Source organism: Actinomadura sp. 21ATH (genome assembly GCF_041951345.1).
GTDB lineage: Bacteria > Actinomycetota > Actinomycetes > Streptosporangiales > Streptosporangiaceae > Spirillospora.
In genome coordinates, this window is the sequence record NZ_JBGNUR010000005.1 from 453205 (window position 1) to 473231 (window position 20027).

The window sequence follows — 20027 nt, forward strand, 5'->3', positions numbered from 1 at the left end:
GCGCGGAAAGCGCCGAAGGGCTTTGTCGCGACACATCGCGTTTGCGATGATGAGTCCGTGAACCCGTCTGAACCCTCCGACCCGAGCCCGGCCCCCGCGCCCGCCCCGGCCTCCTCCTCGGCGCCCGCCCCGGCGGGCCCCGCCGCGATGCGCGCCTCGGACGCCGACCGCGACCGGGTCGCCGACCGTCTCCGCGAGGCCCTCGCCGAAGGGCGCATCACGCCGGAGGAGCACGCCGAGCGGATCGACGTCGTCTACGCGGCCAAGACCTACGCCGAACTCGAGCCGGTGCTCAGCGACCTGCCGGGCGGCCACGGCTCGCCGGAGCCGCGCGTACGGCTGGACAAGCACGGCGAGGACCCGGCCGGCGGTGACGAGCCGCGGCTCCCCGCGCCCGCCAGGCACTCCGCCTCGATGGTGGCGGTGTTCTCCGGCGCCGACCGCCGGGGCCGCTGGCTGGTGGAGCCGTCCACCACGGTGTCGTGCCTGTTCGGCGGCGCCGAACTGGACTTCCGGCAGGCGGTGCTGTCGCAGCGCGAGGTCACACTGAACGTGACCTGCGTGTTCGGCGGCGTGGACATCACGGTGCCGCCGGGCGTCCGGCTGGTCAACTCGGTCTCGGCCGTCTTCGGCGGCGTCGACCTGCCCGACGACGACACCACCGACCCGGACGCGCCGGTCATCCGGCTCACCGGGCTGGTGCTGTTCGGCGGTGTCTCGGCGACCCGGCGCGAGGCCGGGGCCCCGTCGCGCGCCGACCGGCGGCGCGAGCGCCACACCGGCCACCGGGCCCTGCACGACCTGCAGCGCGAGGTGCACGAGCGGCACCGCGAGGGCATGCGCGAGCTGCGGGACGAGCGGCGGGAGCATCTGCGCAGGCTGCGCGAGTCCCGCCGCCGCCACTGCTGACGGCCCGGACCGTGCGGTCCGGGCCGGGCCACGCGTCGCGGCGGGTCAGGCGTCGTCGGGGCGGCAGACCAGGCAGGGCGTGCAGCCCCGGGTCCGGGCCTCGGCGCGGGAGATCGTCTCCAGGTCCTCGGCCTCGTCGCCGATGTCCTCGATCAGCGAGCAGTCGGCGCGGTGGTAGCGCTTGGTCCCGCTGAGGATCCGCACCGTCGCCTCGTCGCCCTCGCCCGCCGGCTCGGACGGCGGGGCGTCCTCCGAGGCCGCGGGAGCGGGCTCGCCCGGGGCGGCCGGCGCGTCCGCGGCACCGCCGGGGGCGGGCCAGGCGGACGGGACGGGCCCGGACGGCGGCGAGTCGGGCTCGGCCGCCGGGGCGGGCGCGGGAACGGAGCCGGCCGCCTCGTCCGCGCGGTCCGGCGCCGGGTCGCCCGCGCCGGGCGCCGGCGTGGCGGACGGCGGCTCGGAGACGGGGATCTCGGTCGTCACGGCCGCGGCGCCGCCCATGGCCGGCCCGGCCGTGGCGGAGCCACTCGCGGCGGGCTCGCTCCTGGCGTTCTCGGCGGTACGGCCCTCGGCGGACTCGCTCCGCAGGGCCTCGGCCGGGAGCGGGGTGGTGGCGCCCGCCGCCGGGGCGCTCTTGCCCAGGCCCACGGGGCCGGACTTGCCCGGCTCGCCCTTGCCCGCCGTGCCCTCGGCCGGTCCGCCGCCGGCGGTCTTGCCGCCGGCCGGGACGCCCGCGGGGACCGACACCGCGGCGCGCGCCGCCAGTGCGGTGTCGGGCATGCAGGCGGTGCAGGAGCTGAAGCCCTCTTCCCTGGCCTCGGCGTAGGTCAGCTCTTCCTTGTCACGGCCGGCCAGCTGCCGGCACGTGTCGAGGTGGTAGCGCTTGCGGCCGCGGACCACGAAGACCACGGCGTCGTCGGGCACGTCGGCCGGCGGCGGCGGGATCTCGGTGTCGTCGTCGGCGGGACCGGCGGTCGGGCCGACCGGCGCGGCGGGCTTGCCCCGCCCCGCGGCGGGCACGGGAGCCGCGGCCGGCTTCCCGCCCTTGCCCTTCGCCTGGTCCTTGCCCTTACGGGCGCTCTTGCGGGCGGGAGCGACGGCCGCTCCCGTGCCGAAGAGCTCCTTGCGGCGCAGGAACACCCCGATGGCCAGACACAGCGCGGACACCACGCTGACGCCGATCGAAATGTAGATCACCACCAGCGCGTCCAGGCCGAGGACCTGCGCACTCTCTCCGTTTCCGGCGACGATGCCGGCGACGAGCAGGGCGATCGCCACGATGACGAGAACGCCACTCAGGATGATCACAGGGTCTCTCCCCCTTCACGGGCCGCAATCCCCGGTCCGTGGCCGGCCGGAGGCCGCCGACCGGGCTCCGAAATCGCCGCCGGGATGGCCCCGCTGCCATCCGCGGCGCGGCGAATGGGAAGACACTATCGCCTGCGGCGCGCGCGTCAGCGCCTCTCGTGCGGCGGGTTGTCGCCACCGGAGTGGAACGCGCCGGTCGCCGAGTGCTGGACCTGCTGGGCGTGCTGCGCCGGCTCGGCCGGCGGCGGGAACGAGCCGGGGCCGGTCGGGGCGGAGCCGCCACCGGACGCGCCGTTGCGGGCGTCGTGCTGGATGGCCGCCTGCGGCCCGGTCTGCGCGGCGCCCTGCTGGCCGCCGGGCACGGCCGGGAAGCCGCCGGTCTCGGTGCTGCCGGCCTCCAGGTCGCGCAGCTGGCCTTCGAGGTACACCTTCAGCCTGCTGCGGTACTCGCGCTCGAACGCGCGCAGGTTGTCGACCTCGCGCTCCAGCTCCTCGCGCTGCTGCACGAGCGAGCCCATGACCTGGCGGTGCCGCTCCTGGGCGTCCCGGTCGAGGGCCTCGGCGCGGGAGCGGGCCTCGCTGACGATCTGGTCGGCCTGCCGGCGGGCCTTGCCGAGGATCTCCTCGGCCTCGCGGCGGGCGCGGCCCAGCGTCTCGTCGGCCTCCCGGCGGGCGTCGGCGATCGCCTGGTCGGCGGTCTGCTGCGCCAGCGCCAGCACGCGCGCCGCGGTGTCCATGTTGTCCTCGCCGGACGGCGCGGGCGCCATGCCGAGGCCGCCGCCGAGGCCCACGGGCTCCGGCTCGTGCTGCTGCGGCTGGGGCTCGGGCGGCCGGGGCGGCTCGGGCATCTTGGCCACGTCGGGCTTCGGCTCGACGATCGGGGCGGCCATCGCGGGAACCTTGCCGCGCAGGCACTCGGCCAGCTTGGCGCGCAGCTCCTCGTTCTCCTGGATGAGGCGGTCGAGTTCGGCCTCGACCTCGTCGAGGAAGGCGTCCACCTCCTCCTCGTCGTACCCCGGCCTCAGCCTGGTGGTACTGAACTGCTTGTTCCGCACGTCGGCGGGTGTCAGCGGCATGTTCGTCTCCTTGGCGCGCTTGGAGTCTGTCCCAAAGGACGGTATCCGATCAGAGCCTCTGCACGAAGATGATCATGACCCAGACCACAAGGATGAGGACAGTGAAGCTGAGGTCCAAGGCCACGTTACCCAGACGTATGGGGGGGATGAAACGCCTCAGGAGTTTCAGTGGCGGATCGGTGATGGTGTAGGTGATCTCGGCGATCACCAGCAGCGGCCCCGAGGGCTTCCACGACCGTGCGAACGACTGCACCATCTCCAGCACCAGCCTCCCGATCAGGAACAGGAGGAAGAGGTAGAGGACGATCGTCAGCACGGATCCAACGTTGGTCACTGAGACACTCTCACATGTGGCGGTCAGCTTTGGTTGAAGAACCCTCGTTCTGCCATCCGGGCCTTGTCCTCCGCCGTCACCTCCACGTTGGCGGGCGAGAGGAGGAACACCTTGTTCGTAACACGCTCGATGCTCCCGTGCAGGCCGAATACGAGACCTGCCGCGAAGTCGACCAGCCGTTTGGCGTCGCTGTCGACCATCTCGGTCAGATTCATGATCACCGGCGTTCCCTCACGGAAGTGCTCCCCGATGGTCCTTGCCTCGTTGTAGGTCCTCGGGTGCAGCGTAGTGATACGCGCGAGGTCGGTGGTACCGGACTCGTAGAGCGCCACCGAACGGCGGTCCGCCGCCGGCGCGGTGTGATGATCGCGATCCCGGTCCGCGGTCTCGTCCGCTCGGGTAAGCTGACCGCCGGACTCCTCGTCGCGGAGGCGGCCCGCCCGGCTCTGGCCGGGCTCGGCCTCGTCGTCGTAGACCTCGTACTCGTCGTAGTCGTACTTGTCGTCGTAGCGATCGTCCTCCACGAGGCCGAGGTAGACCGCCATCTTGCGCATCGCGCTGGCCATATGCCCCTCCGTCGTCCTGTGGCCGCGGCGCCCGGCGCCCGGCGCCGCCTTCGGACCGCTCCGTCTGTGTGGCCTGCCGTTTCGGCAGGTACCACTGGGGGGACATTACCTGACGATTGCCCGTCGGCCGCCGAGCAACGCCGTACCGACACGCACGTGTGTCGCGCCACACGCGATCGCCTCCTCCAGATCCCCGCTCATACCGGCCGAGATCGCACCGGCTTCCGGATGGTCCGACCGCAGGGCGGCGGCGATCCCGGCGAGCCGCTCGAACGCCGGGGCCGGGTCGGCTCCCAGCGGCGCGACCGCCATCACCCCGCCCGGCTCCAGCCCCTCGGCCGCCGCGATCGCGGCCGCGAGGTCCGGCACGTCCGCCGGGGCCGCGCCGCCGCGCCCCTCCGCCTCGTCCAGCGAGACCTGCACGAGGCAGCGCAGCGTCCGGCCGGCCTTCACCGCCGCCGTGGAGAGCGCGGTGACCAGCCTCGGCCGGTCGACCGACTCCACGACGTCGGCGTAGGCCGCCACGGAACGGGTCTTGTTGGTCTGGAGCTGCCCGACGAAGTGCCTGGTCAGCGTCAGGTCGCCGGTCTCCGCGGCCTTCGGCGCGGCCTCCTGGTCGCGGTTCTCCGCGACGTGGGTCACCCCCAGCCCGGCGAGCAGCCGCACGTCGGAGGCGGGGAAGGTCTTGGTCACCGCGACCAGCGTCACCTCCGCCGGGTCCCGCCCGGCGGCGGCGCAGGCGGCGGCGATGCGGGCGCGGACGTCGGCGAGGTTGGCCGCCAGCTCGTCCCGCCGTTCCGGGGACGTCACGAGCGGCCGCCCTCCAGCCAGACGTAGCCGGCGAACCGGCCGGTGCGGCCGTCGCGCCGGTAGGAGAACAGCCCGGGCGTCTCGATCGTGCACCGGGGATCGATCCGCACGTCCGGCACGCCCGCGGCGGCCAGCTGCGCGGCGATGCCCGCGCGGATGTCCAGCCCGGCGGTGCCCCGGCGGGTGGTGGAGTACGCCTCCGGGACCACCGCGCACACCTCGGCGCGCATCGCCTCGGGCACCTCGTAGCAGGCGCCGCACGCGGCCGGGCCGATCGCCGCGGCCATCCGGGACGCCTCGGCCCCGTGCGCGAGCATCCGCTCGACCAGCGCGGGGACGACTCCGGCCAGCGTCCCGGGCCGTCCCGAGTGCGCGGCCCCGACGACCCCGGCCACGGGATCGGCCAGCAGGACCGGCGCGCAGTCGGCGACCAGCACGGCCAGCGCGAGCCCGGGGACCGTGGTGACCATCGCGTCCGCCTCGGGCGGTTCCGCGTCCGGGACGCGGGGCGCGGTGATCACTTCGACGTCGGCGCCGTGGACCTGGCGCATCCAGGCGACGCGCCCCGGGTCGAGCCCCAGGTCCGCCGCGATCCGCCGGCGGTTGGCGTGAACGGCGGCGGGGTCGTCGCCGACCGCGCCGCCGAGGTTGAGCGAGTCGTACGGCGCGCGGCTGGTCCCGCCGCCCCGCGCGGTGAACGCGGTCCCGACACCCTCGCCCAGCGCGACGCGCGCGAGCCCTTCGCCCGCGGCGGCGTCACCGGCCGGCTGTTCGGTCATGGCGGGGGTGGGGGTGGTGTCAGTGGTCACGCGGGGTCACTTGAGGAAGTCGGGGACGTCGAGGTCGTCGTCCTCGTCGAACACGACCGGGCGGCGGCGCGGGCCGGTCGCGGCCGCGCCGTCGGCGGCCTCGCCGGCGTGCACGCGGGTCGCGGGCGTCTCGCCCGGCCGGGGCGCCGGCGGACGGGCGGGCTCGGCGTCGGCCTCGCGCTCGGGCGCGGCGGATCCGGCGGCCGGGCGGGCGGGTGCCGGCTCGGCGGGACGCGCGGGCGCCTCGTCGCCGGCGCCGGACGTACCGGACCCGGCGTCGGCGGGACGCTCCCCGGCGTCCTCGGACCGCGGCCGCTCCGGCTCGGCCGGCCGCTGCGGCGGCGCGGCCGGCGGCGTCTGCGCCGGGGCCGCGGCGGCCTGGGCCACCGACTGCTGCGGGCCGGTCTGCGCCGATCCGAACGCGTCGGACCGCCCGATCCGGCTCGGGATCGGGTTGGCGGGCGCCGCCGGCGGGGCCGGGCGGGGCGGCGGCGGGAGCCGCTTGGTCTCCGGTTCGGGCGCCGGCTTGGCCGGCCGCCCCTCGTCAAAACCCGCGGCGATCACGGTCACCCTGACCTCGTCGCCCAGCGCGTCGTCGATGACCGCGCCGAAGATGATGTTCGCGTCCGGGGCGGCCGCGTTCGAGACCAGCTGGGCCGCCTCGTTGATCTCGAACAGCCCCAGGTCGGAGCCGCCGGAGATGGACAGCAGCACGCCGTGGGCGCCCTCGATGCTGGCCTCCAGCAGCGGGCTGGAGATCGCCATCTCGGCCGCGGCGACCGAGCGGTCGTCGCCGCGCGCCGAGCCGATCCCCATCAGCGCCGAGCCGGCGCCGGACATGACCGACTTGACGTCGGCGAAGTCCAGGTTGATCAGGCCGGGGGTGGTGATCAGGTCGGTGATGCCCTGGACACCGGACAGCAGCACCTGGTCGGCGGCCTTGAACGCGTCCAGCACGCTGACCTGGCGGTCGGAGATCGACAGCAGCCGGTCGTTGGGGATCACGATGAGGGTGTCGACCTCGTCGCGCAGCGTCTCGATCCCGGCCTCGGCCTGCATCGCGCGGCGCTTGCCCTCGAAGCTGAACGGGCGGGTGACGACGCCTATGGTCAGCGCGCCCAGCGAGCGGGCGATGTTGGCCACGACGGGAGCGCCGCCGGTGCCCGTGCCGCCCCCCTCGCCCGCGGTGACGAAGACCATGTCGGCGCCCTTGAGGACCTCCTCGATCTCCTCCCGGTGGTCCTCGGCGGCCTTGCGGCCCACGTCCGGGTTGGCGCCGGCGCCGAGTCCCCTGGTGAGCTCGCGGCCCACGTCGAGCTTCACATCGGCGTCACTCATCAGCAGCGCCTGGGCGTCCGTGTTGATCGCGATGAATTCGACGCCCTTGAGACCCTCTTCGATCATCCGGTTGACGGCGTTGACGCCGCCGCCGCCGATTCCGACGACCTTGATGACCGCGAGGTAATTCTGCGGTGCTGCCACGACGAGGGGCCTTTCCGCTCGCTCTATCCAACCCGCCGGGCCGGCCTGCCGGTCGGCCCCGCCGCGGTGTTCCTGACGATGTCTTGTTTAGGAGACGGGCCCGGGCGTTTCCGCCGCCCTGAACCCTCACCCTCAACTTGAGGCTTACAGTTATGTCAACCTGAGGACTGATACGGACAGTAGGGCGGCCTAACCGCCAGGGTCAACTAACCTCCCCCCGAGTGAACCGGCGTGTCGCGGGAAGTGCCAGTTGCCCTGGTCGGCGGAGAACGTCACGGAAACTCCTCCCATCACTCCCCTTCCATCGCCCGCCGGCGCCCGCCGTCGCTCTTTCGACGGCCCGCCGGCGCCGCGCTCAACGTCACCGCTCAAGCGTGCCCCATCACACGTCCGGAATCGCCGCGACACACGCACCGGATCCGAGTCCCTCCCAGGTACCCCGCCCGAGGTGCCGCACACGTCCGGCCTGTATCGGTTTGATCACCTGGTGGTGACCACCTCGGCCGAACTGACGTCGATCGTGCGCGCGCCGCGGCCCGCCGCCGACCCGCGCAGGGTCTCGATCAGCCGCGCCTTCTCCGCCGCCCGCCCCGGCGCTCCCCACACCACCGTGAGACCGTCCGACAACCGCAGCGTGACCGTCTCCGGCGTCGGCGCCTCCACCCGCGCCAGCCGCGCCGCCAGCTCCCGCGGCAGCTCGCCCGCCACCCGCAGCGCCGCCAGCGTCGCCGCGTCCGTCGGCCCCGGCGAGGCCACCGACAGGACCGGCAGCCCCGGCGGCCGGGACGCGCCGTCCGCCACCGTCACACCGTGCCGGTCCAGCTGGTAGAACCGCCCCGCCCGCTCCACCGCCACCGCGGGAACGCGCTCGCGCACCGCGATCCGCACCGTCGCCGGCCACCGCCGCTCCACCCGGACCGACTCCACCTCCCGCATCCGCTCCAGCCTCGCCTCCACCGAACCCGTGCCCAGCCGGACCATCGGCAGGCCCAGCCGGATCCCGGCCGTGGCGACGACCCGGTCCCGCGGCACCAGCTCGGTACCGGTCACCTCGACCGAACGGACGACCAGCAGCCTCGACCCCAGCAGCACCCACGCGAGCACCCCCAGAAGCCCGAGCACGAGCAGGGCGACGCACACTCTTTTCCATCTGGAGGGGCGACCCTCCAGACCACCCGGCCCGGGGTGGGCGCCCTCCGCTCGTTCCTCGCTGCGGGCACCCTCCCCGGGGCAGGGGACTCCGTCCCCCGCACCCCCTGCTGGGGACTTCGTCCCCTCGACCCCCATTTTTGGGCTTCGCCCTCGCCCCCGTAGCTCGCTTCGCTCGGTCATTCGCTCAGCTTCTCAGCGATCGGGGCGCGCACGGGAAGGCCACGCCCGCCGGTCGCGGATCGTCGGGGGTCAGCCGGCGGGCGGGGACGCCAGGCGGGAGAGGATCTCGGGCCCCAGGAGGGTCACGTCGCCGGCGCCCAGGGTGATCACCACGTCGCCGGGGCGGGCCAGGCGGGCCGCCGTGGCGGGGACCTCGGCGCGGTCGGCGACGTACTCCCACTCGGTGCCCGCCGGGATCCGCTCGGCGACCAGCCGGCCGGTCACGCCGGGCTCGGGGTCCTCGCGGGCGCCGTACACGTCCAGCACCACCGCCGCGTCGGCCAGGCCCAGGGCCTCCCCGAACTCGGCGGCGAAGAAGCGGGTGCGGCTGTACAGGTGCGGCTGGAAGACGGCCACGATCCGGCCCGGCGCGCCGCCCCCGGCGGCCGCCTTCTCCGTCACGTAGTCGCGGGTGGCCGAGAGGTCGGCGGTCAGCTCGGTCGGGTGGTGGGCGTAGCTGTCGAAGACCTCCACGCCCGCCGCCTCGCCCTTGGGCTCCAGCCGGCGCATCGCGCCGCGGAACTCGGCCAGCCCGTCCCGTACGGCGGCCGGGTCGAGGCCCAGCGCGCGGCCGACCGCGAGGACGGCGGCGGCGTTCAGGGCGTTGTGCCGGCCCGGAACGCCCAGCCGCACCTCGCCGACGCCGGACACCTCGAACCGGGAGCCCAGGCCGCGCGGGGTGAAGCCGGCGACCCGCAGGTCGGCGCCCGCGGCCTCGCCGTAGGTGAGGACGGCCAGGCCGCGCTCGCGGCCCAGCTCCGCCATCTCCATCGCCACCGGGTCGTCGGCGCCGGCGATCAGCGTCCCGCCGGGCTCGACGCGCTCCACGAACTTCGCGAAGTTCTCCTTGACCTGATCGAAACCGCCGTAGTTGTCGAGGTGGTCGGCCTCCACGTTGGTGATCACGGCGATCCGCGGGGTGTACATCAGGAACGAGCCGTCGCTCTCGTCGGCCTCGGCGACGAAGACGTCCCCCGTCCCCTCGTCGGCGCCCAGGCCGGTGGTGACCAGCTGGCCGCCGATGCAGTACGACGGGTCGGCGCCGGCGTGCTGGAGCGCGACCGTCAGCATCGACGTCGTGGTGGTCTTGCCGTGCGTGCCGGCCACCGCGACCGCGCGGCGGCCGGCCATCAGCGCGGCCAGCGCCGCCGACCGGTGCAGCACCCGCAGGCCACGCTCGCGGGCCGCGGCCAGCTCCGGGTTGGCCTCCCGGATCGCGGTGGAGACCACCACGGTGTCGGCGTCGCCGAGGTAGGCCGCGTCGTGCCCGACGAAGACCTTGGCGCCCAGGTCGCCGAGCTGCCCGAGCAGCTCGGAGTCGCGGGCGTCGCTGCCGGACACGGCGATGCCGCGCTTCAGCATGATCCGCGCGATGCCGGACATGCCGGCCCCGCCGATCGCGATGAAATGGACCCGGCCCAGCTCCTCGGCGGGCAGGACCTCGCCCGGACTGATCAGACTCATCGGGTGGTACTCGTCCCCTCGTTCACGGTCCAGCGTCCGCTCCGGGGCGGCCCCGGGCTCACGCCCGCGCCGCCCCCTGGACCACCTCGTACACCATCTGCGCCAGCGCCACGTCGGCGTCCCGCCGGCCCATCCGCCCGGCCGCCTCGGACATGTGCGCGACCCGCGCCGGGTCCCCCAGCACCGGCAGCAGGTTGCCCGCGATCCACTCGGGGGTGAGCTCGGCGTCGTCGACCAGCAGCCCGCCGCCGGCCGCCACGATCGGCTCCGCGTTGAGGCGCTGCTCGCCGTTGCCGATCGGGAGCGGGACGTACGCCGCGGGCAGCGCCACCGCCGCCAGCTCGGCGCAGGTCATCGCCCCGGCCCGGCACATGGCCATGTCGGCGGCGGCGTAGGCCAGGTCCATCCGGTCGCAGTACGGGATCGTGACGTACTGCGGGCCGCCCGAGACCGGCTCGGGCTCCTCGGTGTTCTTGGGCCCGACGATGTGCAGCACCTGGATGCCGGCCTGCCGGAACCACGGGGCGGCCGCCACCGAGGCGCGGTTGAGCGACCGGGCGCCCTGCGAGCCGCCGAAGATCAGCAGCGTGGGCAGGTCGGGCAGCAGCCCGAAGTAGGAGCGCGCCTTGTCGCCCATCGCCAGCCGGTCCAGGGTGGCGATCTCGCGGCGCAGCGGGATGCCGACGAACCGGGCCCCGGGCAGCGGCGAGTCGTGGTGCGAGACCGCGACGTGCTCGGTGAACCGGGCGCCGAGCTTGTTGGCCAGCCCCGGCTTGGGGTTGGCCTCGTGCACGATGATCGGCACCTTGCGCTTGCGCGCCGCCAGGTAGCCGGGCGTCGCGACGTAGCCGCCGAACCCGACCAGGATGTCGGCCTGCGCCTGGTCGAGCACGGACGCCGCGGTGTTGATGGCGCCGCGCAGCCGGCCGGGGACCGTCAGCAGCTGGGGGGTCAGCGTACGGGGCAGCGGCACGGGCGGGATCAGGGCGAGCTGGTAGCCCCGCTGCGGGACCAGCCGGGTCTCCAGGCCCCGCTCGGTGCCGAGGCAGGTGATCCCCGTGTTGGGGTCGTTGCGCCGCAGCGCGTCGGCCAGTGCAAGGGCGGGCTCGATGTGTCCGGCGGTGCCGCCGCCGGCCAGGACAACCCTCATGCTCGTTGACAACTCCTCAGCATGTTCGTCGGAGCGGTGCCGCGGCCCCGCCTCCCGCGCCGCGTGTCCGCGGTCGACGGTCGCCGGGCCGGTGCGGCACCCCCCGTGGTGGGGGATTTCAGCGCCGTGCCAGGCCCAGCCAGCTTAGGGCCCGCAGGACCGGTCCGGGACCCCGCGCGGCCAGAGCCTGCCGCGCGCCGGGCTCCCGCTTGGCGAAGGCCAGCAGCATGCCGAGCGCGATCAGGGTCGGGATCAGCGCCGACCCCCCGTAGGAGACCAGCGGCAGCGGGATCCCCGTGATGGGGAGCACGCCGATCACGGCCCCGATGTTCACGATCGCCTGGACCACCAGCCAGGCGGTGGCGCCGGCCGCGGCCAGCCGGGTGAACGGGTCCTTGACGCGCCGGGCGATCCGCAGGCCCGCGTAGGCCAGCAGCCCGAACAGGCTGAGCACCACGAGCGTACCGACCAGCCCGAACTCCTCCCCGACGATCGCGAAGATGAAGTCCGTTTCGGCATGGGGCAGGAAGTCCCATTTCGCCCGCCCCTCGCCGAGCCCGGTGCCGAACCAGCCGCCGGACGCGAGCGCGTACAGGCCCTGCGTCCCCTGGTAGCGCGCTCCGGAGATGTCGCCGGAGGTGTCCAGGAAACCGGTGAGGCGCTGCATCCGGTACGGCTCGACCACGATGAGGATGCTGACCAGCAGCACCACCAGCCCCGCCATGCCGACGAACAGCCGGCCGGGCGCGCCGACCACCCACAGCAGCGCCAGGAAGATCGTCAGCAGGATCAGCGTGGTGCCGAGGTCGCTGCCCAGCATCACCAGCAGCACCAGCACGCCGGCGCCCGGCATCAGCGGGACCAGCAGCGGCCGCCACTCGGTGAGCTGCCCCAGCCGCTCCTTGCGGGCCAGCAGGTCGGCGCCCCACAGCACCAGGGCGAGCTTGGCGGGCTCGGACGGCTGGAGCTGGAACGGGCCCAGCCCGATCCACCGGGTGGCGCCGTTGGCCGACTGGCCCAGCCCGGGCACCAGCACCATCACCAGCGCCACCGCCGACAGCAGCAGCAGCGGGTACGCCAGCGCGCGGAAGGTCTTCACCGGCAGCCGCGACGCCAGCCACATGCCGGGCAGGCCGAGCGCGACCCACATCAGCTGCTTCTGCAGCAGCGTGTAGGCCGAGCCGGTCTTCTGGATCTGCTGGACCGAGGACGCCGACAGCACCATGACCAGGCCCAGCGCCAGCAGCATGAACGTGCAGCCGAGCACCAGGTAGTACGAGGTCAGCGGGCGGTCGAGCAGCCCCAGTACGGCCGCGGCCTGCTCGCGCGGCGAGGAGCGCCGCGGCGTCCGCTCCTCGGCCGGAAGCGCGGTGCCCACGCCGTCAGCCGGGCTCGCCGTTACCGTTCGCCTCCGCCGCCAGCCGCTCGACGGCGGCGATGAACGCCTCGCCGCGCGCCGGGTAGTTGGCGAACATGTCGAAGGAGGCCCCGACCGGGGCGAGCAGCACGGTGTCGCCCGGGCGGGCCAGGGCGGCGGCTTCGTTCACGACGCGGTCCATCGCCCCAGTGTCGGTGTCCGGAACGTCCACGACCGGGACATCGGGCGCGTGTCGCGCGAGTGCCTCGGCGATCCGCGCCCGGTCGCGGCCCAGCAGCACCGCGCCGCGCAGCCGGGCGGCGCAGGAGCGGACCAGGTCGTCGACGTCCAAACCCTTCAGCAGCCCGCCCGCGATCCACACGATCGGCTCGTAGGCGGCCAGGGACGCCGCGGCGGCGTGCGGCTGGGTCGCCTTGGAGTCGTTGACGTAGGTGACGCCGCCGACGTCGGCGACGTGCTGGATGCGGTGCGGGTCGGGGACGAACGCGCGCAGGCCGTCCCGGACGGCCTCGGGCGGGACGCCGAACGCGCGGGCCAGCGCGGCCGCGGCGAGCGCGTTGGCGACGTTGTGCGGCGCGAACGGCCGCACGTCGCCGAGCGCGGCCAGCTCGGCCGCCTCCCGCCGCGGGTCGCCGGTGAACGCGCGGTCGACCAGCAGCTCCTCGACCACGCCGAGCTGCCCGGGCCGGGGCACGTCCAGGGTGAACCCGACCCGCTCCGCGGCGCCGCCGGCCAGCGCCGCCGCGCCCGGGTCGTCGTCGTTGCACACGGCGACGGTCCCGGGCGCGAAGATCTTGGCCTTGGCGGCGGCGTACTCCCCCATGGAGCCGTGCCAGTCGAGGTGGTCGGGCGCCAGGTTCAGCACGGTCGCCGCCATCGGGGCGAGCGAGCTCGACCAGTGGAGCTGGTAGCTGGACAGCTCGACGGCGAGGACGTCGCGCTTCTCCAGGACGGCCTCGACGATCGGCGTGCCGACGTTGCCGACGGCCAGCGCGTCGTGGCCGGCCGCCTCCAGCATCCGCGCCAGCATCCGCACGACGGTCGTCTTGCCGTCGGTGCCGGTGATCGCCAGCCAGGGCGCGGCGCCCTCGGGACGCAGCCGCCAGGCCAGCTCGACCTCGCCGAAGACCTCGATCCCGGCGGCGGCCGCGGCGGCCGGCAGCGGCGCGTCCGGCCGCCAGCCCGGCGAGATCACGACCAGCTCGGCGCCCTCGGGGAGGGTGTCCCCGTCGCCCAGCCGCACCTCGATCCCGAGCGCCTCCAGCTCGGCGGCGTGCGCGCGCTGCTCGTCGCCGTCGCGGCTCTCGACGACCGTGACCGCGGCGCCGCGGTCGGCCAGGACGCGGGCCGCGGCCCGTCCCGACACGCCGGCGCCGGCCACGCAGACCCGCCGGCCGTTCCACTCCCCCGGGTTCGGACTCAATTCTTCGGCATCCATTCCAGGTAGAAGAGGCCGAGGCCGATCGCGGTGAACAGCGCCGACATCAGCCAGAAGCGGACGACGATCGTGGTCTCGGCCCAGCCGGACAGCTCGAAGTGGTGCTGCAGCGGCGCCATCTTGAACACCCGCTTCTTGGTCATCTTGAAGCCGCCGACCTGGATCATCACCGACAGCGTGATCATGACGATCAGGCCGCACAGGATGGCCAGCAGGAACTGGGTGCGGGTCAGGATGGCCAGGCCGACCAGCACGCCGCCCAGGGCGAGCGAGCCGGTGTCCCCCATGAAGATCTTGGCGGGCGGGGCGTTCCACCACAGGAAGCCGAACACGCCGCCGAGCACGGCCGCCGCGACGACCGCCAGGTCGAGCGGGTCGCGCACGCTGTAGCAGTTGGGCGCCAGCGCGAAGTCGTAGCAGCTGTTGCGCAGCTGCCAGTTGCCGATGATCACGTACGCGGCCAGCACCATGCCGGCCGGGCCGGCGGCCAGGCCGTCCAGCCCGTCGGTCAGGTTGACGCCGTTGGACATCGCCGCGATCAGCAGCAGCGCCCACACCACGAACAGGTACGGGCCGATCGAGGGGCCGAAGTCGCGCAGGAAGGAGAGGTGCGGGGAGGCGGGGGTGATGTCGTACCCGTTGGGGAAGTTCAGCGACGCGACCGCGAAGACCACGCCGACCAGGATGATCCCGATCATCTTGGCGCCGCTGCGCAGGCCGAGGCTGCGCTGCTTGAACACCTTGATGTAGTCGTCCACGAAGCCGACCAGGCCGAGCCCGGTCATCAGGAAGAGCACCAGCAGCCCGGACACGGTCGGCGCGGTCCCGGTGACCAGGTGCGCGACGGCGTACCCGGCCAGCGACCCGACGATGAACACCGTGCCGCCCATGGTGGGCGTGCCGCGCTTGCCGTGGTGGCCCGAGGGGCCCTCCTCGCGGATCATCTGGCCGTAGCCCAGCCGGTTGACGATCCGGATCCACACCGGGGTGCCGACCATGCCGATGATCAGCGCGATCCCGGCCGCGATGATGATGTTGGTCACGAGCGGTCCCCTCCGACGGGCCGGCCGGCGGCCGGGCCCGTGCCGCCGGGCACGCGTTCCCCGAGCACGGGCTCGCCGTGCAGCAGCCCCTCGGCGACCCGTTCCATCCCGGCGACGCGAGAGCCCTTCACCAGTACGACGTCCCGCGGCCTCAGCCGCTCCTTGAGCACGGTCACCGCCGCGCCGACGTCATCCACCTGTACGCACTCTCCCGTCCATGACGCCACCTGATCGGCCCCATCGGCCATCGGCGCGGCGTTCGCGCCGACGACGACGAGGCCGGCGATGCCGCTGCGCGCGACATGCTGCCCGATCTTGGCATGTTCCGCCACAGAACCGGAGCCGAGTTCGGCCATCTCGCCCAGGACCGCGAACGCGCGGCGCCCCTGGGCCATGTGCGCCAGCACGTCGATCGCGGCCCGGGTCGACTCCGGGTTGGCGTTGTAGGCGTCGTTGACGACCGTGACGCCGTCGGCCCGCTCGGTGACCTCCATCCGCCACCGGCTGGCCGGCCGGGCCCGCGACAGCGCCCCCGCGACGGCGTCCGGCGGCAGGCCCGCGGCGCGGCCCGCCGCGGCGGCGGCGAGCGCGTTGGCGACGGCGTGGGAGCCGTGCAGGCACAGCTCGACCGGGGCCGACCCCTCGGGCGTGACCAGCGAGAACCGCGGCCGGCCCGCCTCGTCCAGCCACTCGCCGGCGGCGCGCACGGTCGCGTCGGCGGCGCGGCCGAACGTGACGACGCCGGCCTCCGTGCGGGCCGCCATGGCCGCCACGAGCGGGTCGTCGGCGTTCAGGATCGCGGTGCCGCCGGCGGGCACGGCCTCGACGAGCTCGCCCTTGGCGACGGCGATCTGCTCCTTGCCGCCGAACTCGCCGATGTGCGCGCTGCCGACGTTCAGCACCACGCCGACGCCCGGCGGGGCGATGCCGGTGAGGTAGGAGATGTGACCGACCCCACGCGCGCCCATCTCCAGCACGAGGTACCGGGTCCCCGCGTCGGCGCGCAGCACGGTCAGCGGCAGCCCGATCTCGTTGTTGAACGACCCGGGCGGCGCGATCGTCGGCCCGGCCGCCGCGACGACCTGGGCGATGAGGTCCTTGGTGGAGGTCTTGCCGGCCGAGCCGGTGACCCCGATGACGGTGACGTCCGGGAGCCGTTCCAGGACGCCGCGGGCCAGCAGCCCCAGCGCGCGCCGGACGTCGTCCACGACGACGGTGGGCCCGTCGCCGCAGGGCCGCTCGGCCAGGACGGCCGCCGCGCCCGCGGCGAACGCGGCGGGCGCGAAGTCGTGCCCGTCGGCGTTCTCGCCGCGGAACGCCGCGAACAGCGCGCCCGGGACGGCCTGCCGGGAGTCGATGACGACCGGGCCCTCCACCACGGGGTCGGCCGGGTCCGGCGGGCCCGAGCCGGCGGCGGTGCCCGCCAGGGTGCCGCCGGTCAGCTCCGCGATCGTCGACAGCGGAAGTGGGATCACGCCTGCGTCCCGTCCCCTCTCACGTCCTGTCCGGAGGCCAGGCGGCGCAGCGCGTCCCGGACGACCTCGCGGTCGTCGAACGGGAGCACCTCGCCCGCCACGTACTGCCCCTGCTCGTGTCCCTTGCCCGCGACGACGATCACGTCGCCGCGGCGCGCCCGGCCGATCGCCAGCCCAATGGCGGCGGCCCGGTCGGGCTCCATCACGATGCGCGCGCGCTCGGCCTGCGGCACCTTGAGCCCGCCTTCGACCATAGCGGCGAGGATCGCCAGCGGATCCTCCGACCTGGGGTTGTCGTCGGTGAAGTACGCCAGGTCGGCCAGCCGCGCCGCGGCCTCGCCCATCAGCGGCCGCTTGCCGCGGTCGCGGTCGCCGCCGCAGCCGAGCACGATCGCCAGCCGGCCCTCGGTGACCGGCCGCAGCGCGGTGAGCACGGCCTCGACCGCGCCCGGTTTGTGGGAGTAGTCGACGAGCGCCACGAAGTCCTGGCCCTCGTCGACCCGCTCCAGCCGCCCCGGCACGCCGGGGGCCGCGGCGACGCCGTGCACCGCCGTCTGGAGCGGGATGCCCGCCTCCACCAGCGCCACGATCGCCGCCAGCGCGTTCGACACGTTGAACGGCCCGGTGAGCTGGACGGCGGCGTCCGCCTCGATCCCGCCGGGGCCCACCACCCGGAACACGCTGCCGTCGGCGCCGACCCGCACGTCCTCGGCCCGCCAGTCGGCGCCCGGGTCGCCGTCGGCCGAGAACGTCGTCAGCGGCACGGTGGCGGTGCGGACCAGCTCGCGCCCCCACTGGTCGTCGAGGTTGACGACGCCGACGCGGGAGTACTCGGGCGTGAACAGCTTCGCCTTGGCCGCGAAGTAGTCCTGCATGGTCGGGTGGAAGTCCAGATGGTCCTGGGACAGGTTCGTGAAGATCGCGACCTCGTACTTCGCGCCGCCCACCCGGCCCTGCGCCAGCGCGTGGCTGGAGACCTCCATCGCGGCGGCGCCGACCCCGCGCTCCCGCATCATCGCGAAGATCGCGTGCAGGTCGGTCGCCTCCGGCGTGGTCAGCGAGCTGGGCAGCCGGGCGTCCTGGATCCGCATCTCCACGGTGCCGACCACCGCGGTCTCGATCCCGGCCGCCCGCAGCCCCGCCTCCAGCAGGTAGACGGTCGTGGTCTTGCCGCTGGTCCCGGTCACCCCGATCAGCGTCAGGTCGCCGGCCGGCTCGCCGTACACCCAGGCGGCCGCCTCGCCCAGCCGTGCCCGCGGCTCGTCCACCACCAGCACCGGCAGCCCCGTCGCGGCGGCCCGCGCGCGGCCGGCCGGATCGGTCAGGATCGCCGCCGCGCCCGCCTCGGCCGCCTGCGCGGCGAACTGCGCGCCGTGCGCCCGGGTGCCCGGCAGCGCGGCGTACAGGTCGCCGGCCAGGACCGCACGGGAGTCGTGCGTGACGCCGGTGACCGAGGCTCCGTCGAGGTCGCCGCCGGCGCGCTCGGCGCCGAGCAGCTCCGCGAGCCCGGAGAGCGGGCGGGCCGGGTTGGTCGTCGGGCGCATGGCGTGTCTTCCGGTACGGGTCGAGGGGGCCGGCGGGGCCGGCCTGGACACAGGTGCTGGGCTCACGGCGAGAGAGAGTACTCGCTGCGCTCAGCGGTCGGCGTGGATCTTGACGATCGGCGGTTCGCTCCCCGTCGGCGGGATCTTGCGGGTCTGCAGGGCGAAGCTCATCACGTCCTTGAAGACGGGGGCCGCCGCATCGCCACCATAGTGGCTGCCCTTCTCCGGATCCTGCAGCACGACCTGGACGACCAGCTGGGGGTCGTCGGCCGGCGCGAACCCGGCGAACGAGGCGGTGTAGCCGCTGCCGTCGTAGCAGCCGCAGCGCGGGTTGAGGATGTCGGCGGTGCCGGTCTTGCCCGCCACCCGGTAGCCCTTGATGCGCGCCTTCGGGGCGGTGCCCTCCTTGGACGTGACGCCTTCGAGCATGTCGCGGATCTGCTTGGCCGTGCCCGCGCTGATGACCTGCCGCGTCTCCGGCTTGGGCGCCGGGGTGAACGCGTCGTCCTCGCCGGTGGTGCCGGCGATCAGGTTGGGCGTCACCCGGACGCCGTCGTTGGCGATGGTGGCGTACACGCTGGCCATCTGCAGCGCGTTCACCGACATCGACTGCCCGAACGCGATCGGGTAGCGGTCGGTGCCCGACCACTTGGCCGGCGGCGCCAGCTGCCCGGCGGTCTCGGCGGGCAGCCCGATGCCGGTCCGCTCGCCGAAGCCGAAGTCGCGCAGCGTCTGGTAGAGCGCCTGCGGCGAGATCTTCTCGCTGGCCAGGATCGTGCCCACGTTGCTGGAGGTGGCCAGCACTCCGGCGAAGGTGAGCCGCTGCGTCGGGTGCGGGTGCGAGTCGCTGAACGTCCGGTCGTAGCGCCGCGTCCGGTCGGGCACGGTGAACGGCGTGTCCGGCCGGATCCCGCCCTTCTCCATGACCGCGGCGGCGGTGACGACCTTGCCGGTGGAGCCCGGCTCGTACGCCTCCTGGACGATCGGGCTGTCCCAGCGGTCGTTGCTGGAGTCGCCGTAGTTGTTGGGGTCGAAGCCGGGCGCCGACGCCATCGCCAGCATCCGGCCGTCGCGCGGGTCCATGACGATGACGCTGCCGCTGCGCGCGCCGGTCTTCCTGACCTGCTCCTCGATGGCGCGCTGCGCCTGGAACTGGACGTCGCGCATGAGCGTGAGCCGCAGCCCCTTGCCGGGGACGGGCGCGCGCTTCTGGTCCTGGCCCATCGGGATGTGCTGGCCGTTCAGGCCGATCTCGACCCGCTGCCAGCCGTCCTTGCCGGCCAGCTGCTCGTTCATCGAGTACTCCAGCCCGGCGGCGCCCCTGCCTTCGGAGTTCACGAAGCCTATGACGCCGGCGGCGAGGGAGTCGTTCGGGTACTGCCGGCGGTATTCGGGCAGCGTGCCGATGCCGGGGAACTCGAACCCGGTCACCAGCCGCGCGCGGTCGGGCCGGACGCCGTGCGCGAGGTACTCGAAGCGCGAGTCGGGCCGGCTGATGACCTTCATGACGTACGCCGGGTCGAGCCCGAGCACGGGGGCCAGCGAGTCCACGACCTTCTGCCGCCTGTCCGGCTTGATCATGTACGGGTCGGCGAAGATCGCGCGGGCCTCGACCGTCATCGCCAGCGGGTTGCCCTGCGCGTCGGTGATGTCGCCGCGCACCGCGGGCAGGTCGATCTCCTGGAGCCGCTGCTCCATCGCCAGCTCGCTGTAGTCGCCGGACTCGATCGTCTGCAGCTGGACCAGCCGCCCGGCGAACAGCGACAGCACGAACGCCACCACCAGCAGCCCGACGTTCAGCCGCTTGACCGGATCGCGCCGGTGGAACGGGACGCGCGGGCGCGGCGGCCGGCTCCGGGGCGGGCCGCCGCCC

General features: G+C 74.4%; 17 protein-coding genes. 1 reads left to right on the forward strand and 16 read right to left on the reverse strand.

Features of this window, described 5'->3' with window-relative positions; all coding sequences use genetic code 11:
• Positions 1–57: 57 nt before the first annotated feature.
• Positions 58–909 carry a DUF1707 domain-containing protein gene (locus tag ACA361_RS19350; protein ID WP_375013520.1) on the forward strand — a complete coding sequence of 284 codons (852 nt, stop codon included), beginning with the start codon at positions 58–60 and terminating at the stop codon, positions 907–909.
• A gap of 45 nt (positions 910–954) precedes the next feature.
• On the opposite strand, the gene ACA361_RS19355 is transcribed toward ACA361_RS19350, so the two are convergent.
• From ACA361_RS19355 to ACA361_RS19430, 16 genes are all read right to left on the reverse strand, one after another.
• Positions 955–2214, reverse strand: a complete 1260-nt coding sequence (locus tag ACA361_RS19355) for a hypothetical protein (RefSeq protein ID WP_375013522.1) — start codon at positions 2212–2214, stop codon at positions 955–957.
• A gap of 146 nt (positions 2215–2360) precedes the next feature.
• Positions 2361–3290, reverse strand: coding sequence for a DivIVA domain-containing protein (locus ACA361_RS19360; protein WP_375013523.1), 930 nt, complete (start codon positions 3288–3290; stop codon positions 2361–2363).
• Between the two features lie 49 nt (positions 3291–3339).
• Positions 3340–3624 carry a YggT family protein gene (locus tag ACA361_RS19365; protein WP_375013525.1) on the reverse strand — a complete coding sequence of 95 codons (285 nt, stop codon included), beginning with the start codon at positions 3622–3624 and terminating at the stop codon, positions 3340–3342.
• Between the two features lie 23 nt (positions 3625–3647).
• Positions 3648–4190 (reverse strand): cell division protein SepF, encoded by a 543-nt coding sequence (locus ACA361_RS19370; RefSeq protein WP_375013527.1) that lies wholly within the window; start codon positions 4188–4190, stop codon positions 3648–3650.
• Between the two features lie 105 nt (positions 4191–4295).
• On the reverse strand, positions 4296–5000 hold the full coding sequence (locus tag ACA361_RS19375; RefSeq protein ID WP_375013529.1) for a YggS family pyridoxal phosphate-dependent enzyme: 705 nt from the start codon (positions 4998–5000) through the stop codon (positions 4296–4298).
• Complete coding sequence (gene pgeF / locus ACA361_RS19380) at positions 4997–5779, reverse strand: peptidoglycan editing factor PgeF (RefSeq protein WP_375013580.1); 783 nt, start codon at positions 5777–5779, stop codon at positions 4997–4999. The genes ACA361_RS19375 and pgeF overlap by 4 nt, the downstream gene beginning before the upstream one ends.
• 36 nt (positions 5780–5815) lie before the next feature.
• Positions 5816–7291: a cell division protein FtsZ gene (ftsZ, locus tag ACA361_RS19385; protein WP_375013531.1), complete on the reverse strand. Its 1476-nt coding sequence runs from the start codon at positions 7289–7291 to the stop codon at positions 5816–5818.
• Positions 7292–7771: 480 nt separating this feature from the next.
• Positions 7772–8431: a cell division protein FtsQ/DivIB gene (locus ACA361_RS19390; protein WP_375013533.1), complete on the reverse strand. Its 660-nt coding sequence runs from the start codon at positions 8429–8431 to the stop codon at positions 7772–7774.
• A gap of 261 nt (positions 8432–8692) precedes the next feature.
• Positions 8693–10126, reverse strand: coding sequence for a UDP-N-acetylmuramate--L-alanine ligase (gene murC, locus ACA361_RS19395; RefSeq protein ID WP_375013535.1), 1434 nt, complete (start codon positions 10124–10126; stop codon positions 8693–8695).
• 58 nt (positions 10127–10184) lie between these two features.
• The gene (gene murG / locus ACA361_RS19400; protein ID WP_375013537.1) at positions 10185–11276 is read right to left on the reverse strand and encodes an undecaprenyldiphospho-muramoylpentapeptide beta-N-acetylglucosaminyltransferase; all 1092 of its coding nucleotides are present in this window, start codon (positions 11274–11276) and stop codon (positions 10185–10187) included.
• Positions 11277–11394: 118 nt separating this feature from the next.
• Complete coding sequence (ftsW, locus tag ACA361_RS19405) at positions 11395–12654, reverse strand: putative lipid II flippase FtsW (protein WP_375013539.1); 1260 nt, start codon at positions 12652–12654, stop codon at positions 11395–11397.
• Between the two features lie 4 nt (positions 12655–12658).
• Positions 12659–14092: a UDP-N-acetylmuramoyl-L-alanine--D-glutamate ligase gene (gene murD / locus ACA361_RS19410; RefSeq protein WP_375013542.1), complete on the reverse strand. Its 1434-nt coding sequence runs from the start codon at positions 14090–14092 to the stop codon at positions 12659–12661.
• Positions 14074–15135: a phospho-N-acetylmuramoyl-pentapeptide-transferase gene (mraY, locus tag ACA361_RS19415; RefSeq protein ID WP_375013544.1), complete on the reverse strand. Its 1062-nt coding sequence runs from the start codon at positions 15133–15135 to the stop codon at positions 14074–14076. The genes murD and mraY overlap by 19 nt, the downstream gene beginning before the upstream one ends.
• Positions 15132–16610, reverse strand: a complete 1479-nt coding sequence (gene murF, locus ACA361_RS19420; RefSeq protein ID WP_375013545.1) for a UDP-N-acetylmuramoyl-tripeptide--D-alanyl-D-alanine ligase — start codon at positions 16608–16610, stop codon at positions 15132–15134. The genes mraY and murF overlap by 4 nt, the downstream gene beginning before the upstream one ends.
• The gene (locus ACA361_RS19425; protein ID WP_375013547.1) at positions 16607–18154 is read right to left on the reverse strand and encodes a UDP-N-acetylmuramoyl-L-alanyl-D-glutamate--2,6-diaminopimelate ligase; all 1548 of its coding nucleotides are present in this window, start codon (positions 18152–18154) and stop codon (positions 16607–16609) included. Before ACA361_RS19425 ends, murF begins: the two co-directional genes overlap by 4 nt.
• A gap of 90 nt (positions 18155–18244) precedes the next feature.
• Positions 18245–20027, reverse strand: a 1783-nt coding sequence (locus ACA361_RS19430; protein ID WP_375013549.1) for a peptidoglycan D,D-transpeptidase FtsI family protein, incomplete at its 5' end; no start/stop codon positions are given.

Excerpts from the sequence above, each read along its gene's own strand:
- ACA361_RS19360 (WP_375013523.1), bottom strand. The coding sequence starts at position 3,290 with ATGCCGCTGACACCCGCCGACGTGCGGAACAAGCAGTTCAGTACCACC.
- ACA361_RS19370 (WP_375013527.1), bottom strand. The coding sequence starts at position 4,190 with ATGGCCAGCGCGATGCGCAAGATGGCGGTCTACCTCGGCCTCGTGGAG.
- pgeF (WP_375013580.1), bottom strand. The coding sequence starts at position 5,779 with ATGACCGAACAGCCGGCCGGTGACGCCGCCGCGGGCGAAGGGCTCGCG.
- murC (WP_375013535.1), bottom strand. The coding sequence starts at position 10,126 with ATGAGTCTGATCAGTCCGGGCGAGGTCCTGCCCGCCGAGGAGCTGGGC.
- murG (WP_375013537.1), bottom strand. The coding sequence starts at position 11,276 with ATGAGGGTTGTCCTGGCCGGCGGCGGCACCGCCGGACACATCGAGCCC.
- murD (WP_375013542.1), bottom strand. The coding sequence starts at position 14,092 with ATGGATGCCGAAGAATTGAGTCCGAACCCGGGGGAGTGGAACGGCCGG.
- ACA361_RS19425 (WP_375013547.1), bottom strand. The coding sequence starts at position 18,154 with ATGCGCCCGACGACCAACCCGGCCCGCCCGCTCTCCGGGCTCGCGGAG.